A 14554-nucleotide genomic window follows, 5' to 3' on the forward strand; every position below is an offset into this window, starting at 1 on the left:
GTTTCGACAGACGTAACATGCCAGGCATATAAGCTCCATGAAGCCATGCCGCCGTTACCCCAGCCCCGCCGCCTTGCCTCCATCATCCTCAATTGGGGCGATTTTGCGCAGGCGGACATAACGCCGCATTTCATTTTCGTAAGCTTTGGAAGACCTTGCCACCATGACGTAGATTTGCGGGCAGTCCTTATGCGGCCGGTTCCCCGCCGGCCCGTGCATGCTCGGCATAACGCGCCACGGCCGCATCGAGCTCGGCGCCGCGGTCGCCGGCCACCTGCACCGTCGGCACGGCGAATTCGATGCCGTTTTCGCTGAAGGCATTGCGGATCATCGCCAGCGCATTGCGGCGGATGACGAATTGTTCGCCGGGCTTGGTCATCATCGACAGGCGGATCTCGATCGCGAATTCGCCGAACTGCTCGACACCCTTCATCTTCAGCGTCTCGATGATGTGCGGAGCGAATTCCGGGTTTTCGAGGAGTGTCTGGCCAATCTGTTTGATCACCTTCTTCGCTTTGACGAGATCGGTGTCGTATTTGACGTTCAGGCTGATCTTGTCGATCGTCCAATCGCGATTCAAGTTCTTCACCGCGCCAAGTTCGCCGAACGGCACCGTCGTCAGCGGCCCGCGATGATGCCTGAGCTTCACCGAGCGCAGGCTGAAGGCTTCGACGACGCCCTTGTGGCTGCCGCTTTCGATATATTCGCCGACACGAAAGGCGTCGTCCCACAAATAGAACATGCCGCTGATGACATCCTTGACGATCGTCTGCGCGCCGAAGCCGACCGCGACGCCGACGACGCCGGCGCCGGCAATCAGCGGCCCGATCTCGATGCCGAGGCCGGAGAGCACCATGAGAACCGCGATCACGGCGATGACCACGGCAAGGATATTGCGGAAGATCGGCAGCAGCGTCTGGATCCGCGCGTGTTTGGCCTTCTCCTCGTCCGTCGCTGTACCATCCAGGGGAGAATCCAGCAGCTTGCCGTCAATATAGGCTTTGACGACGTGCCAGAGCAGATCAGCCGCAAGCAGGATGACAATCCCACCAATGACGCCGCGTGCGATCTTATCGACCATCTTGTCGCCGGCGGCCATCGTGTCGGCACCGACGCCAAGCAATTGACCAAGCCAGATGGCGGCAAAGGCGATGATTAGCGCCCGCACACCGCGGTCGAGCAGTACAGTGGCAATGCGGCGCGTCGCAAGAAAGCTCGCCTCGGTTTGCCGCAACGATTTCACCGCGATCGTCGACACGGCGAGCACCCGCGGCAGCATCAGCATATAGATCCCGAGCCAGAGCAGCCAATTGAAGCCCGTGACCCAGAGCCCCCAGAGCAGCAGGAAATAGACGGTGAGCGCCCAGGAAATCCCGTGACCGCGCTTCTCGTCCTTGTGGGGCCGCGACCAGACCGCCTCGACGGCTATCAGCAGCAGGCCGATGCCGAGGATGTAGCCCACGAAGAGCCGGGCGCTCGGGGAAAAGCCGAGCGGCTCCATGGATTGGATGGCCGCCCAGCCAAAACTAAAATAGATGACGAAAGTTGCGCAGCGGCGGTACCAGAAGAGCGCGACCGCACGTCCGGGCATGGTCGGAACGGTGACACCCTGCTGTTCTTCGTCGGCGCGCGCCAAGCCGATGAGATCGACCAGAACCCCGCCCACGCAAATCGTGAAGCGCTGGACGATGAGCGCAATGACGCAGACGATTGCCACGCTTTGGCTGAGCGGCGGCCAGCTGAGGCTGAAAAGGGCAAGCATCGTTGCCGTGGCAAACACCAGAGCCGGTATGACGCGCGGTGTCAGATGCATGCCCGCCATCTCGGCCAGGCGGCGACGGCGACGGCGGAACGCATAGCGGGCAACACTCTCGACGATCGCGCCCAGCAGGAGGATCGCCAGGAATTGCGCCACCATGCGCGCGAAGCCGTTGGCGGCGATTTCACTCCAAAACAGCCCGGATGCATTGGCGATCTGCGAGGGCAATGTCATCGCGGCGTCGGAGACCATTGAGACATGCCGGCGGGCATGCTGCAGCAGACCTGAGAGAACCGACATCTGATTTTGGGTCGCGGCATCGGCCGCAGGGTTTGCCGCCATCTGCGCGGACATCCACTGCTTGACCTCGGGCGTCTGCATGAGCTGCATCATCTCACGCACCTGCGCTGGCGGAGCTGCCGCGGCCGGCAGTTGAGCTGACGAGGTTTGGGAAAAGCCAGGCGACACCGCCGAGAAAAGCGCAAGCAATGTCACTATGCCTGATATGACGGTCTTCAAGCCCCCTGCCATGCCACGCTCCATGACCGCCTCCAACGAAATGTCGGTAGCTTGCACAAAGCAGCGCCGACATTTTGCAATGAATACTCGCGCCCCCTGCCGCCAGCAAGCAGCAGGAAAACCATATCGATGGCTAGGATGGGCAGACGTTGCCCCCTGGAAACGAAGGGTCGGGCCCGCTGTTTCAGGGTGATGGCTTTATCGGAAGGGCGTGTGAGCCGTTGGCCTTCAGGATTTCGGAGCCGGCTTTTCCACGTGGCCGCCGAAGCCCGCGCGCATCGCCGACAGCACCTTGTTGGCGAACTCGTCATTGTCGCGCGAGGAGAAGCGGCCATAGAGCGCCGCGCTCAATACCGGCGTTGGCACGCTTTCGTCGATTGCCGCCATGATCGTCCAGCGGCCCTCGCCGCTGTCGGAAACGCGGCCGGCATATTTCGAAAGTGCGGGGTCGGTATGCAGCGCATCGGCGGTGAGATCGAGCAGCCAGGAGGTGATGACGCTGCCGCGGCGCCAGACTTCCGCGACATCCTGCAGATTGAAGTCATATTGGAAATGTTCGGGATGGGCGAGCGGCGCGGTCTCCGCATCGGCCGCATGCGAGGCGGCGCCGATATTGGCGTGCTTCAGAATATTGAGGCCCTCGGCATAGGCTGCCATCAACCCGTATTCGATGCCGTTATGCACCATCTTGACGAAATGACCGGCGCCATGAGGGCCGCAATGCAGATACCCCTGTTCCGCTGTACTGGCCGCCGCCGCTTCGGCGGTGCGGTTCGGCGATGCTTCGGTCTTGCCAGCTCCGGGTGCGAGTGTTGCGAATATCGGCGAAAGGTGCCCGACGATACCCTTTTCACCGCCGATCATCAGGCAATAGCCGCGCTCCAGGCCGAAGACGCCGCCGCTGGTGCCGACATCAACATAGTGAATGCCCTTGGTAATGAGCTCTGCGCCGCGGCGGATATCATCGTGATAATAGGAATTGCCGCCATCGATGACGATGTCACCGTTCTGCAGCAGCGGCACGAGGCTCGCCAGCACCTTGTCGACGATGGCCGCCGGCAGCATCAGCCAGATCGCACGCGGAGGCGTGAGCTTCGAAACGAATTCCTCGAGCGAGCCGCTGCCGATCGCGCCGAGACCTGCGAGCTCGGCAACGCTTTCCGGCCTGGCGTCATAGACCACGCATTCGTGACCGCCCCGCATCAGGCGCTGGACCATGTAATTGCCCATGCGGCCCAAACCGACCATACCAAGCTGCATCTGAAATCTCCTGGGATTTATCGATATGATTCCGGAAACTAACACCGGCATCGTGACAGGCAAGCAAAGTCTCGGGCGCAAAGGCGATGCGATCACCGCCACCGCGCACGGCCGAACGCCCCACTGTAGCTAATCTGGCGTCTTGAGAGCGTAATTCCAACCTCCAACAAGCATATAGCCGCCCTATCAGGCGGCTTTATGTGCTGGGTGCACGCGCAGCGCGCTGATCTTCAGGGAACTGTTAATCGCGCCCCATCTCCCGAACCAGATGCACGATACCCGCCGGGTTGAGGATCCAACCGCCGCGGAGGCCGGGCGGCAGCGGCTCGATCAGATCGCAACGCGGAACATCCGCCTTCTCCAGATGCTCCGCAGCACGGTCGAAATCCGGTGTCAGGAATTCCAGCCATAGCTCTGCCTGGCTCATAGCCGGAACCTTATCGATCCAGAGTCGGATCGGTCCGAGTTCAAAGGAAATATCGTTTCCTTCGATTTCCCTCAGCTTTACGACATCCCGGTAAAAGGAAACTGTCGCGTCATACTGATGCGGCGGAACCTTCATGGCGACATCGACGCCGCCCCAGATCAAATCGCTCATGACGCTTCCCCTCAACCTTCCTGCGCCTTGGCCTGCTCGCCGCGCATCTCACTGAGGAACATGCCGTCGCGCAGATTGATGCCATATTCGACAAAGGCCTTCATGCAGCAGAACATTTGTGTCCATCCCTCCATGTTCAGGTAAGTCCCGCGGCGCCCGGGCTCATCGTCGCGCCATCCGTCTTCGGCGATGGTCACCATGGTGCCGCCGTCGTCGAGCGGCTTGAAATTCATTTCCACAAGCGTCTTGTAGGGCCTCTTGTCTTCGTCCGTCGCGCCATCCCAGCGCAGCACGATCCTGCTCTCGGGCACCAGCTCGACCACTTCGACGGGCACATCCTTCCACCACGTTACCGTCACGCCCTTCGCCAGAGGCGCGCTCGCGCCGCCGACTGTGGTGAAATAGCTCGACAGCTTCGTTGGATTGACGACCGCGTCGAAGACTTCAGCCACCGGGCGGCCGATACGGCCCGAGACGCGAATATTGAGGGACATGCGACTTCCTCCTCTTCTGCGTTGTGTCTGCTGCAATTATGTTATAAAAATATAACATGTCAAGCGAATCGAACGACGACCTCATTTTCAAAGCCCTGGCTCATCGCCGCCGTCGCGAAATCCTCGACCTGCTGAAGCAAGAACCCCGCACGACAGGTGCACTCTGCGAGGCATTTCCGGAGATGGATCGCTGCACGGTGATGCAGCATCTGAAGGTGCTTGAAGACGCCGATCTGGTCATTGCCAGGAAGGAAGGCCGGGAGCGCTGGAACCATCTGAACAGCCTGCCGATCAAAAATATCCACGACCGCTGGATCAGCGCTTATGCCGGCCATGCCCTGTCGATCCTCGACCGGCTGAAAAGTGATCTCGAGGGCCAGCCGGAATAACAGGGCGGCTTGTCTCCCGGCCTACTGAAACCTTATGCTGGCAAAAAATTTGAGACGTAGGACAGATGACGATATCGGGAGCCGGCATACGCCGCATGCGGCTGCTGCGCAGCATGAAGCAGCAGCATCTCGCCGAACTCCTCGGCGTCAACCAAGCGACCGTTTCGCGCTGGGAGCGCAGCCAGCTTGCCCCCTCGCCCGAACAAGCCGTCAAGCTGGAACGGATTTTCGCCTCGCCGCAGCATGCTGCGGCCGATGCGGCCTTGAAGCGGCTGGTCGAGGATTCCGTCCGACCTGTGCATCTGATCTGCGACAGCACCCATCGGCTGCTGTCCGCCTCCCGCCCGCGGCAGGCGGAATGGCGCGCACCGCTCGCCGCTTTTCTCGGCCGCTCTCTTTTTTCCTACGCCTCCGCCGAGATCGCCGCCGCCGAACAATCTCTGGAGGAGTGCGGCTGGCACGAGGGCAGGCTGCTGTCGCTGACCTTCGATACCGGCGCCAACGACAATATGCGCCTGCCGATTGCCGCCGGCCGCGTCACCTGGGAGCGGATCATGCTTGCCGACGGCAGCGCCGGCCGCCTCGTCACGACAGTCACGGAGCCTGCAGCTTTTCTGCACCTTCATGCATAATTTATGCGTTGTCCGCAATTGCCGGTCTTTATAGCCTCCGCCGCGAAAAACGGTTTGGAGACGATGCGATGACGATATTGGTGACGGGAAGCGCCGGCCACCTCGGCGAGGCGCTGATGCGCACCTTGAAAGCGCAGAGCCGGTGGGCGCGCGGCATCGACATCAAGGCCTCGGCTTTTACCGATATGGTCGGCTCGATCGGTGACCGCGACTTCGTTCGGCGGGCTATGTCGGGCATCAGCCACGTCATCCACGCCGCCACGCTGCACAAGCCGCATGTGGCGACCCATGGCAATCGCGATTTCCTCGACACCAATGTCGGCGGCACGCTGAACCTGCTTGAAGAGGCTACCGCCGCCGGCGTTGCAAGCTTCGTCTTCACCAGCACGACCAGCGCTTTCGGCGCGGCATTGACGCCGGCTGCCGGCGAACCCGCGGCATGGGTCACCGAGGAGGTGCTTCCTGTAGCCAGGAACATCTACGGCGTCACGAAGCTCGCCGCCGAAGGGATCGCGGAACTCTTCGCCCGCAAATTTCGCCTGCCTGTTGTCATCCTCAGAACGTCGCGTTTCTTTCCCGAAAGTGACGACGATCCCGACATCCGCAACAGCTATTCGGCTGAAAATGCCCAGGCCAACGAGCTTCTTTATCGCCGCGTTGATATCAGCGATGTCGTCGGCGCCCATTTGCTGGCGCTCGAAAAGGCGCCGGCCATCGGCCTCGGCCGCTATGTCATCTCGGCCACGACGCCGTTTTCATCCGACGATCTCGCCGCGCTCAGGCAAGACGCGCCCGCTGTCGTCGAGCGGCTGTTTCCAGGTGCGAACGCCCTCTATGCCGAACGCGGCTGGAAGATGTTCCCGACGCTCGACCGCGTCTACGTCAACGAACGCGCAAGACGGGAACTTGGCTGGCAGCCGCGTTATGATTTCCGCTTCGTGCTCGACTGCCTGCGGGAGCATCGCGAATGGCGAAGCCCACTGGCGCTCGATGTCGGCTCCAAGGGCTACCACGACGAGCTGTTCGCCGAAGGACCTTATCCGGTCGATTAGCGTCGGCCGGGATATGGAGATGAATCCAGGGCCGGTTTCGTTCTGAGAAATCGGTCTCGTGGCCGAGGGTGTCATTCGAAGCGGTGTCCAGCTTTCGAGGCGGGGACCGTTGCAGGAAGTGGCAAGCCGTGGGTCTTGCAAGCGTCCTCGACCCGAACCTGCCGGAGGACTATTTCCTGTTCGTCGCCAACGAACGACTTCCTGACGCAGGATGGCTTCCAGGCGGGCGCCGCCTACAAGGCTGACGGCGGCGCCGACGTCGACACTATGTTCCAGGTCTTCCAGGTGACGCTTCCCCGTTTGAAGAAGCAACCGCGCGTGCTGCAGCGTCCTTTGCGCGTCTGAAGACGCGTGGCGCTGTAGCCACGTTCGCCGCTGGTCCGGCATCTTCCGGCAATGAAAGGAGAGGTGCGATCCACGACGACCGATGGATGTTTACGATCCTGGGCGCCTACAAACGTAGGTGGGCACCGTGTGTCCAGGCCCACGAGCCCGGACAGGGACAGCTCCCTTTGGATCGAGTATGGCCCCAGGGATTGTGGTTCCTGTCGAGAGGCGCAGACCGCACCGCGATATATAAGGTTGTTTGCACCGACGCGCCAGAGGCGACGACAGGCAGCTCCTATTTAATTGACATCAATTAAGTTCGGGAGCGGAGCGGCCATTCAGCTTGTCGGTAATGCCGCGGATGCGGCTCGACACCTCGCCGAGCGCCGCCGCCAGAGTTTCCTCGGTGCGGGCGGTCGCGGCGAGCACCGTGTCGCGGTTGCCGCGAAGCGACTCGAGCTCGCTTTCCAGTCCCGCGATCCGGCGCGTCAGCTCGGCAATCTCATCCATGATCATGATGCCGGCCATGACGGTGATCCTGAGATCGCCGATCTCGCCGAACTGACCCTTGAGATGCCCGACATATCGGTCGAAACGGGTGGCGAGATCGGTCAGGTGATCCTCCTGCCCTTCCTCGCAGGCCATGCGATAGGCCTTACCGTCGATCGTTACCGTCACCTGCGCCATGTCGAATTCTTTCTCGTCAGCGGTCCAGAACCGCGCGGATCGTTTCCATGGCCGTCACGAGCCGCCGCGATACCTCGCGATTGACCTCTTCCAGCCGGTTGGCCCGGAATTCGGCCTGGTCGAGTTCCTGGGCTAACCGGGAACGATCGGCGTGCACGCGCCGCACCTCGCCCTCGATCTCATCCTGCTCGCGCTGCCGCTCGATGCGCATGTCGACGGCGTTTTCGAGGCTCGAAATCGCCTGCTTGAGCTCGTTGAGCGCTGCTTCCATGGTTTTGCCTGTGGGCATCATGCCTTTCCGATTCCCGTGCAGGACCTGCGAATCGGCCACATCTGCCGATCTTGTGAGTTCGAGAGGATATGCAGCTCGCCAACGGCCCGTCAATAAATCCCGTCACCCGGCAGCCTGCCTATCTGTGGATGAATGTTTTGGGCTGCCCCGCCGTGCCAGTTTGGTCTTTTGTAAAGCCACGCGATCAAATGTCAAAAATTGCTGCAGGCCGCTGGGATTTGGCCTGCCATTTATTGACTCGCCAGCCCCAACTGCTATGTGTCAGCCGCTTTCATTCGATGGCCTTGGAGGCTCGAGGCCATCTCCCCGACACCCGGAGCTTGCGGAAAAGCCATGACCTCTCCCGAACAAAACGACCGGATGGCGAATGCGATCCGTTTCCTCGCCATGGACGCCGTTGAAAAGGCGAACTCCGGCCACCCCGGCATGCCGATGGGCATGGCCGACGTGGCAACGGTTCTGTTCACCAAATATCTGCGCTTCGACCCAAAGAAGCCGCATTGGCCGAACCGCGACCGTTTCGTGCTGTCGGCCGGCCACGGCTCGATGCTGCTCTATTCGCTGCTGTATCTGACCGGTTATCCCGACATGACGATCGAGGACCTGAAGCAGTTCCGTCAGGTCGGCTCGAAGACCGCCGGCCATCCTGAATATGGCCACGCCACCGGCATCGAAACCACCACCGGCCCGCTCGGCCAGGGCATCGCAAACGCCGTCGGCATGGCAATCGCCGAGCGCAAGCTGCGCGAGGACTTCGGTTCGGACCTGCAGGACCATTACACCTACGTGATCAACGGCGACGGCTGCCTGATGGAAGGCATCAGCCATGAGGCGATCGCTCTTGCCGGCCACCTGAAGCTGAACAAGCTGATCCTCTTCTGGGATAACAACTCGATCACCATCGACGGCGCGGTCTCGCTGTCGGATTCGACCGACCAGATCGCCCGCTTCAAGGCGGTTCACTGGAACACGATCGAAATCGACGGCCACGATCAGGCCGCCATCGCCGCTGCGATCGAGGCCGCACACAAGTCCGACCGCCCGACCTTCATCGCCTGCAAGACGGTCATCGGCTTCGGCGCCCCGAACAAGGCCGGCAGCCACAAGGTTCACGGCAGCCCGCTCGGCGCCGACGAGATCGCCGCCACCCGCAAGGCGCTAGATTGGGATTACGAGCCCTTCGTCGTTCCTTCGGACGTTCTCGATGCATGGCGCGCAGCCGGCGCCCGCTCCGAAAATCTCGTCGCGGCATGGGAAGAAACCCTCGCCAGCTCGCCCGCCAAGGCCGAGTTCACCCGGCGTTTCGCAGGCGATCTGCCTGAAGGCTTCGACAGGGCGATCGACGACTACAAGAAGAAGCTCGCCGAGACCAAGCCGACCGTCGCAACCCGCAAGGCATCCGAGGACGCGCTCGAAATCATCAATGGTTTCCTGCCGGAAACCCTCGGCGGCTCCGCCGACCTGACCCCGTCGAACAATACCAAGACCAGCCAGATGCACTCAATCACGCCGACGGATTTCGCCGGTCGTTACATGCACTGGGGCATCCGTGAGCACGGCATGGCATCTGCCATGAACGGTATCGCGCTGCATGGCGGCCTCATTCCCTATGGCGGCGGCTTCATGATCTTCTCGGATTATTGCCGCCCGCCGATCCGCCTCTCGGCTCTGATGGGCATTCGTGTCATCCACGTTCTGACGCATGACTCGATCGGCGTCGGCGAAGATGGTCCGACCCACCAGCCGGTCGAGCAGATCGCCGGCCTGCGCGCCGTTCCGAACCTGCAGGTCTTCCGCCCGGCCGACGCTGTCGAGACGGCGGAATGCTGGCAGATCGCCATCAAGAGCAAGAACCGTCCGTCTGCCCTGGCTCTCACTCGCCAGAACCTGACAACCGTCCGCACCGAGTATAATGAGAAGAACCTCTGCGAACTCGGCGCCTATACGCTCGCCGGCAATGCCGATGCCAGGGTGACGATCTTCGCTTCGGGCTCCGAGGTCGAAATCGCCGTTGCCGCCCGCGCAACGCTCGAGGCCAGGGGAGTCTCTGTGCGTGTCGTGTCCGTGCCCTGCACCGAACTGTTCTTCGAGCAGCCCGACGCTTACCGCAAGGACATACTCGGCAATTCGCCGGTAAAGATCGCCGTCGAAGCCGCCGTTCGCGAAGGCTGGGACGCCTTCATCGGACCGGAGGGCACGTTCGTCGGCATGAAGGGCTTCGGCGCCTCCGGCCCGGTCAAGGACGTCTATAAGCATTTCGGCATTACCGCTGACGCCGTCGTTGCGGCTGCGGAAGCAAAGCTTTAAAGAGGGCGCCTTGAGGCGCTCTCCATCTCCTCAATTCCAGGCCCGCTTTATGGGGCCCTACTCTATCGGGAGTGAATGCACATGACAGTCAAGGTTGCCATCAACGGTTTCGGCCGCATCGGCCGCAACGTCCTTCGCGCTATCGTCGAATCCGGTCGCACCGACATCGAAGTCGTCGCCGTCAACGACCTCGGCCCCGTCGAGACCAACGCCCACCTGCTGCGTTACGACTCGATCCACGGCAAGTTCCCGGCCGAAGTGAAGGTCGAAGGCGACACGATCATCGTCGGTGGCGGCAAGCCGATCAAGGTCACGGCGATCAAGGATCCGGCAACGCTTCCGCACCGTGAACTCGGCGTTGACATCGCCATGGAATGCACCGGCATCTTCACCGCCCGCGACAAGGCTGCCGCACACCTGGCGGCCGGCGCCAAGCGCGTCATCGTCTCGGCTCCCGCCGACGGCGCCGACCTGACGGTCGTCTACGGCGTCAACCATGACCAGCTCACCAAGGAGCACACGGTCATCTCCAACGCGTCGTGCACCACCAACTGCCTGGTGCCTGTCGTCAAGGTTCTCGACGACGCCGTCGGCATCGACCATGGCTTCATGACGACGATCCACTCCTACACCGGCGACCAGCCAACGCTCGACACGATGCACAAGGACCTGTATCGCGCCCGCGCGGCCGCCCTCTCCATGATCCCGACCTCGACGGGTGCTGCCAAGGCTGTCGGCCTCGTCCTGCCGCATCTGAAAGGCAAGCTCGACGGCACGTCGATCCGCGTTCCGACCCCGAACGTTTCGGTCGTCGACTTCAAGTTCGTCGCCAAGAAGGCCACCACGGTCGGCGAAATCAATGAAGCCATCAAGGCTGCTGCGAACGGCAATCTGAAGGGCATTCTCGGCTACACCGACGAACCGCTCGTCTCCCGTGACTTCAACCACGACAGCCACTCCTCGATCTTCGCGACCGATCAGACCAAGGTCATGGAAGGCAACTTCGTGCGCGTCCTGTCCTGGTACGACAACGAGTGGGGCTTCTCCAGCCGCATGTCGGACACGGCCGTGGCCCTTGCCAAGCTCATCTGAGCGGCTGATGATTGAACATCGCAAGGCGGCTCGGGAAACCGGGCCGTTTTTGTTCTAGGCACCCGAAGCCGGTCATGGCATCGTTTATACCCGGAACCGCATCGACATCCGGGGAGATAAAGAGGGATAGATGGATTACTTCACCGTTGAAATCGCCGGCCGTGCCGTCGCCAGCTTTCGCTCGAAAAACCATGAGGAAGCGACGCATTTCTTCGAGGCGGAGGATTTTCGCGACGACCTGACCATCCTCGAGTCCGAAGGCAAGCCGCTGTGGGACCGCAAGGCGACGCTCAGCCTGCGCAAGGCGACCGACGAGGAGGCAAGCGAAGTCGAGCACGCCTATGAATTCGACGACGATCCCGAAAGGACCATCGACGACGAGTTCGTCGTTTTCCTGGTCCCGGTGGAGGATCTGACCGACGAGGGCGAGGACACCGACGACTGACAGTCGATCTGCGTCGGTCTTCCGGGTTTAAAAGCCATCTCGCAGCGACCGGTCCGGTGCGGCCGCAAGGATGGAATCACGGTTGGCAATCCGCTGGCCAGGCGTGATAAACTGAGGAATGCATAACGCTGCACAATGGCTGACACGATCCAGGCGGAGGCGATAAATGGCAGAGGCGCAAAAACCCTTGTCCCACATCACGCTCAAGCGGCGGCAGCGGTTTCACCGCAAGCGGGACGTCAGACCGGCCGTTTTGGCAAAGGCCAATCGTCTGGTGGTCTCGGTTGCCGCCTTCATCGGTCTTGCGTTTCTTGCCGTCATCATAGTTCAGGCAGTGTTCGGATAGTGGTAGCGATGGCCGCCGCATCAGGCACAAAACCGCAGCCGGCTCCATCGCTCGGCAGACGGCCTGCCTTTCCTCCCCGATATCGAAAAATCTCCGCATTCATTTCCCCGCTCTCCAATCCGGGGGCGGGCCGCGTGAAGGACGTGTCCTGTTGCGGCTGGCAGATACTGCAGGAAAAATCGATCTTCCTGTCTTTCGCCCTGCTCTTGCCTGATTTTCTTATACATTCCTTGTAGAGAGTTTCTCCCGTAGCATTTCCGTGTCGGTGGCCGTCCGGCAACCGTTCAGCAGCATGATGCAGCACGAGACGAGGTTAAGCCGCAAGGCCTACCCTTCTCTGCCGTTTTGCCGTTTACTGATGGATCGACGCGTGGTGGAGGGGTTGAGACAGGCGGATCGGCCGGGGTAGCCGCATCCGCACAGCATTCGATGGAAAGGGGTGGGCATGGAAGCGTTCTATATCGTGGTGCTGGTCGCGACGGCGCTCGTGCTTCTTGCCGCTTTTTCGAGCCTGCTCGCCTTCCGCTTCGGCGCCCCGCTGCTTCTTCTCTTCCTGATGATCGGCCTTGCCGCGGGCGTCGATGGCCTCGGCATCGAATTCAGCAACAACTACCTCGCCTATATTCTTGGCTCGATCGCGCTGGCCGTCATCCTGTTCGATTCCGGTTTCGGCACGCCGATGCAGGCCTTCCGGCTCGCGGCCGTGCCTTCATTGACCCTCGCTTCGGTTGGCGTTCTGATCACCGCCTCGCTCTTTGCCGTCGCTGCCATGTGGCTGTTGAACTTCACCTGGCTCGAAGGCCTGCTGCTCGGCTCGATCGTCGCATCGACGGATGCCGCCGCCGTCTTCTTCCTGCTGCGCATCGGCGGAATCAACATCCGCGACAAGGTGCGCTCGACGCTGGAAGTCGAATCCGGCACCAACGATCCGATGGCGATCTTCCTTACCATCGCCCTTGTTGAGGTCTTGGCGAGCGGCGAGCGCTACGCCGGCATCAATATCGCCATGCTTGCCATGTTCGTGCAGCAGATGGGGCTCGGCGTCATCCTCGGCCTGCTCGGCGGCATGATGATCGTGCTGATCGTCAGCAAGCTCGATACCGATCGCGGCCTGACGCCGATCTTCGTGCTGGCGCTCGCCCTGCTCGTCTTTTCATTCACGGGCGTGGTCGGCGGCAGCGGCTTCCTCGCCGTCTACGTCGCAGGCATCTACGCCGGCAACCGCAAGATACAAGCGATCGGCACCATCAAGCGTTTCCAGGACGGCATGACCTGGCTCGCGCAGATCATCATGTTCCTGGTGCTCGGCCTGCTCGCCACGCCGTCGCAATTCCCCGTCATCATAGTGCCGGCCATCCTGCTTGCCCTCTTCCTGATCTTCATTGCCCGGCCCTTGGCGATCTGGCTGTCGCTGCTTCCCTTCGATTACACGCAGCAGGAGATCGGTTTCGTCGCCTGGGTCGGCCTGCGCGGCGCTGTCTCCATCTTGCTGGCCATCATGCCGATCCTCGGCGGGCTGGAAAACGGCCAGATCTTTTTCAACACCGCCTTCATCATCGTGCTGGTCTCCCTGCTGCTGCAGGGCTGGACGATCAAGCCGGTCGCCAAGAAGCTCGGCCTGATCATTCCGCCGCGCATCGGCGCCGTCGACAAGGTCGAGGTCGATTTGCCGGGCGCCGCCAACCACGAACTGCTCTCCTACCGCGTCATAAAGGACAGCCCGGTGCTGCGCGGCGAGCGCATCCCGCGCTGGGCGACCCCCTCCCTCGTCATCCGCGACGGCAAGTCGATGCGCTATCAATATGCAGGAAGGCTGCGGGAAAACGATCTCGTTTATCTCTTCATCGTGCCAAGCTATTCCCGCCTGCTCGACCGCCTTTTTGCCAGCCGTGCGCCGGTGGATGAGGACGATGCCGAATTCTTCGGAGCCTTCGCGCTCTCGCCTGCCCGCCCAGCCGCCGACCTCGACGCCGCCTATGGGCCAGGCCTGCTCAACGAATCCGAAAAGGGGCTGACGATCGCCGAGCTGATGCGGCAGCGCCTCGGCGGCAAGGCCGACTATGCCGATCGCGTCCGCCTCGGCTCGATCATCCTCATCGTCCGCGATCTCGACGAGCACGACCACATCACCTCCGTCGGCATGTCGCTGGAAGCCGTCGAACCGGCAATCACCCTGCCGATCTTCATCAATCTCAAGGACATCATCCAGCGCATCCGCGACCGGCTGAAGGGACGCCGGAACCGCGAAACCGCGGCTGCCGAGAGCGCGCCGAAAGCGTCCGCCGGGCGCGAGGAAGCCACAGGCGAAAACGGCCGCTGAACGCCTTGCGTCTGAAATGATCCTTGCTATGGTCG

General features: G+C 61.6%; 14 protein-coding genes, 1 other RNA gene and 1 pseudogene. 9 read left to right on the forward strand and 7 right to left on the reverse strand.

The annotated features are described in order from the left end of the window. Nucleotides 1-187 precede the first annotated feature (187 nt). From J0663_RS05290 to J0663_RS05305, 4 genes are all read right to left on the reverse strand, one after another. Complete coding sequence (locus tag J0663_RS05290; protein WP_207243395.1) at nucleotides 188-2302, reverse strand: mechanosensitive ion channel family protein; 2115 nt, start codon at nucleotides 2300-2302, stop codon at nucleotides 188-190. Between the two features lie 204 nt (nucleotides 2303-2506). Beyond that, entirely contained in the window at nucleotides 2507-3538 is a 1032-nt protein-coding gene (gene gnd / locus J0663_RS05295) for a phosphogluconate dehydrogenase (NAD(+)-dependent, decarboxylating) (protein ID WP_207243397.1), read from the reverse strand. Between the two features lie 241 nt (nucleotides 3539-3779). Next, nucleotides 3780-4136 (reverse strand): VOC family protein, encoded by a 357-nt coding sequence (locus tag J0663_RS05300; protein ID WP_207243398.1) that lies wholly within the window; start codon nucleotides 4134-4136, stop codon nucleotides 3780-3782. Between the two features lie 11 nt (nucleotides 4137-4147). Next, entirely contained in the window at nucleotides 4148-4630 is a 483-nt protein-coding gene (locus tag J0663_RS05305) for an SRPBCC domain-containing protein (RefSeq protein ID WP_207243399.1), read from the reverse strand. Between the two features lie 56 nt (nucleotides 4631-4686). Between J0663_RS05305 and J0663_RS05310 the strand changes: the two genes are divergently transcribed. From J0663_RS05310 to J0663_RS05325, 4 genes and pseudogenes are all read left to right on the forward strand, one after another. Beyond that, nucleotides 4687-5019 (forward strand): ArsR/SmtB family transcription factor, encoded by a 333-nt coding sequence (locus J0663_RS05310; RefSeq protein ID WP_207243401.1) that lies wholly within the window; start codon nucleotides 4687-4689, stop codon nucleotides 5017-5019. 65 nt (nucleotides 5020-5084) lie between these two features. Continuing rightward, nucleotides 5085-5651 carry a helix-turn-helix transcriptional regulator gene (locus J0663_RS05315; RefSeq protein ID WP_207243402.1) on the forward strand — a complete coding sequence of 189 codons (567 nt, stop codon included), beginning with the start codon at nucleotides 5085-5087 and terminating at the stop codon, nucleotides 5649-5651. A 68-nt stretch (nucleotides 5652-5719) separates the two neighbouring features. Further along, a complete protein-coding gene (locus tag J0663_RS05320) occupies nucleotides 5720-6703 on the forward strand; it encodes an NAD-dependent epimerase/dehydratase family protein (RefSeq protein WP_207243404.1) in 984 nt (327 codons plus the stop codon). Nucleotides 6704-6819: 116 nt separating this feature from the next. Continuing rightward, nucleotides 6820-7048, forward strand: a pseudogene (locus J0663_RS05325) (hypothetical protein); the annotation flags it as partial. A gap of 63 nt (nucleotides 7049-7111) precedes the next feature. Here J0663_RS05325 and ssrS read toward each other — a convergent pair. From ssrS to J0663_RS05340, 3 genes are all read right to left on the reverse strand, one after another. Further along, nucleotides 7112-7270, reverse strand: a non-coding RNA gene (ssrS, locus tag J0663_RS05330) — 6S RNA. Between the two features lie 69 nt (nucleotides 7271-7339). Beyond that, entirely contained in the window at nucleotides 7340-7717 is a 378-nt protein-coding gene (locus J0663_RS05335; RefSeq protein ID WP_004673378.1) for a cell division protein ZapA, read from the reverse strand. Nucleotides 7718-7733: 16 nt separating this feature from the next. Next, complete coding sequence (locus tag J0663_RS05340) at nucleotides 7734-8009, reverse strand: DUF4164 domain-containing protein (protein WP_207244442.1); 276 nt, start codon at nucleotides 8007-8009, stop codon at nucleotides 7734-7736. A gap of 333 nt (nucleotides 8010-8342) precedes the next feature. Here J0663_RS05340 and tkt point away from each other — a divergent pair, with 333 nt between their 5' ends. From tkt to J0663_RS05365, 5 genes are all read left to right on the forward strand, one after another. Next, on the forward strand, nucleotides 8343-10316 hold the full coding sequence (tkt, locus tag J0663_RS05345; RefSeq protein WP_207243405.1) for a transketolase: 1974 nt from the start codon (nucleotides 8343-8345) through the stop codon (nucleotides 10314-10316). 81 nt (nucleotides 10317-10397) lie between these two features. Beyond that, the gene (gap, locus tag J0663_RS05350) at nucleotides 10398-11408 is read left to right on the forward strand and encodes a type I glyceraldehyde-3-phosphate dehydrogenase (RefSeq protein WP_207243407.1); all 1011 of its coding nucleotides are present in this window, start codon (nucleotides 10398-10400) and stop codon (nucleotides 11406-11408) included. A 130-nt stretch (nucleotides 11409-11538) separates the two neighbouring features. Continuing rightward, on the forward strand, nucleotides 11539-11853 hold the full coding sequence (locus tag J0663_RS05355; RefSeq protein WP_207243409.1) for a hypothetical protein: 315 nt from the start codon (nucleotides 11539-11541) through the stop codon (nucleotides 11851-11853). Nucleotides 11854-12019: 166 nt separating this feature from the next. After that, nucleotides 12020-12199, forward strand: a complete 180-nt coding sequence (locus J0663_RS05360; protein ID WP_207243410.1) for a hypothetical protein — start codon at nucleotides 12020-12022, stop codon at nucleotides 12197-12199. Nucleotides 12200-12644: 445 nt separating this feature from the next. Then, entirely contained in the window at nucleotides 12645-14519 is a 1875-nt protein-coding gene (locus J0663_RS05365) for a potassium/proton antiporter (RefSeq protein WP_207243412.1), read from the forward strand. Nucleotides 14520-14554 lie beyond the last annotated feature (35 nt).

Origin of the sequence: Rhizobium lentis (genome assembly GCF_017352135.1) — a bacterium.
In the GTDB taxonomy this organism is placed as follows: Bacteria; Pseudomonadota; Alphaproteobacteria; order Rhizobiales; family Rhizobiaceae; genus Rhizobium; species Rhizobium lentis.

Bases quoted from the DNA above. Each gene is read 5' to 3' on its own strand.
- J0663_RS05300 (WP_207243398.1), bottom strand. From the start codon at position 4,136: ATGAGCGATTTGATCTGGGGCGGCGTCGATGTCGCCATGAAGGTTCCG.
- J0663_RS05340 (WP_207244442.1), bottom strand. From the start codon at position 8,009: ATGATGCCCACAGGCAAAACCATGGAAGCAGCGCTCAACGAGCTCAAG.
- gnd (WP_207243397.1), bottom strand. From the start codon at position 3,538: ATGCAGCTTGGTATGGTCGGTTTGGGCCGCATGGGCAATTACATGGTC.
- J0663_RS05335 (WP_004673378.1), bottom strand. From the start codon at position 7,717: ATGGCGCAGGTGACGGTAACGATCGACGGTAAGGCCTATCGCATGGCC.
- J0663_RS05305 (WP_207243399.1), bottom strand. From the start codon at position 4,630: ATGTCCCTCAATATTCGCGTCTCGGGCCGTATCGGCCGCCCGGTGGCT.
- tkt (WP_207243405.1), top strand. From the start codon at position 8,343: ATGACCTCTCCCGAACAAAACGACCGGATGGCGAATGCGATCCGTTTC.
- gap (WP_207243407.1), top strand. From the start codon at position 10,398: ATGACAGTCAAGGTTGCCATCAACGGTTTCGGCCGCATCGGCCGCAAC.
- J0663_RS05310 (WP_207243401.1), top strand. From the start codon at position 4,687: ATGTCAAGCGAATCGAACGACGACCTCATTTTCAAAGCCCTGGCTCAT.
- J0663_RS05355 (WP_207243409.1), top strand. From the start codon at position 11,539: ATGGATTACTTCACCGTTGAAATCGCCGGCCGTGCCGTCGCCAGCTTT.
- J0663_RS05360 (WP_207243410.1), top strand. From the start codon at position 12,020: ATGGCAGAGGCGCAAAAACCCTTGTCCCACATCACGCTCAAGCGGCGG.
- J0663_RS05365 (WP_207243412.1), top strand. From the start codon at position 12,645: ATGGAAGCGTTCTATATCGTGGTGCTGGTCGCGACGGCGCTCGTGCTT.
- J0663_RS05320 (WP_207243404.1), top strand. From the start codon at position 5,720: ATGACGATATTGGTGACGGGAAGCGCCGGCCACCTCGGCGAGGCGCTG.
- J0663_RS05290 (WP_207243395.1), bottom strand. From the start codon at position 2,302: ATGGAGCGTGGCATGGCAGGGGGCTTGAAGACCGTCATATCAGGCATA.
- J0663_RS05315 (WP_207243402.1), top strand. From the start codon at position 5,085: ATGACGATATCGGGAGCCGGCATACGCCGCATGCGGCTGCTGCGCAGC.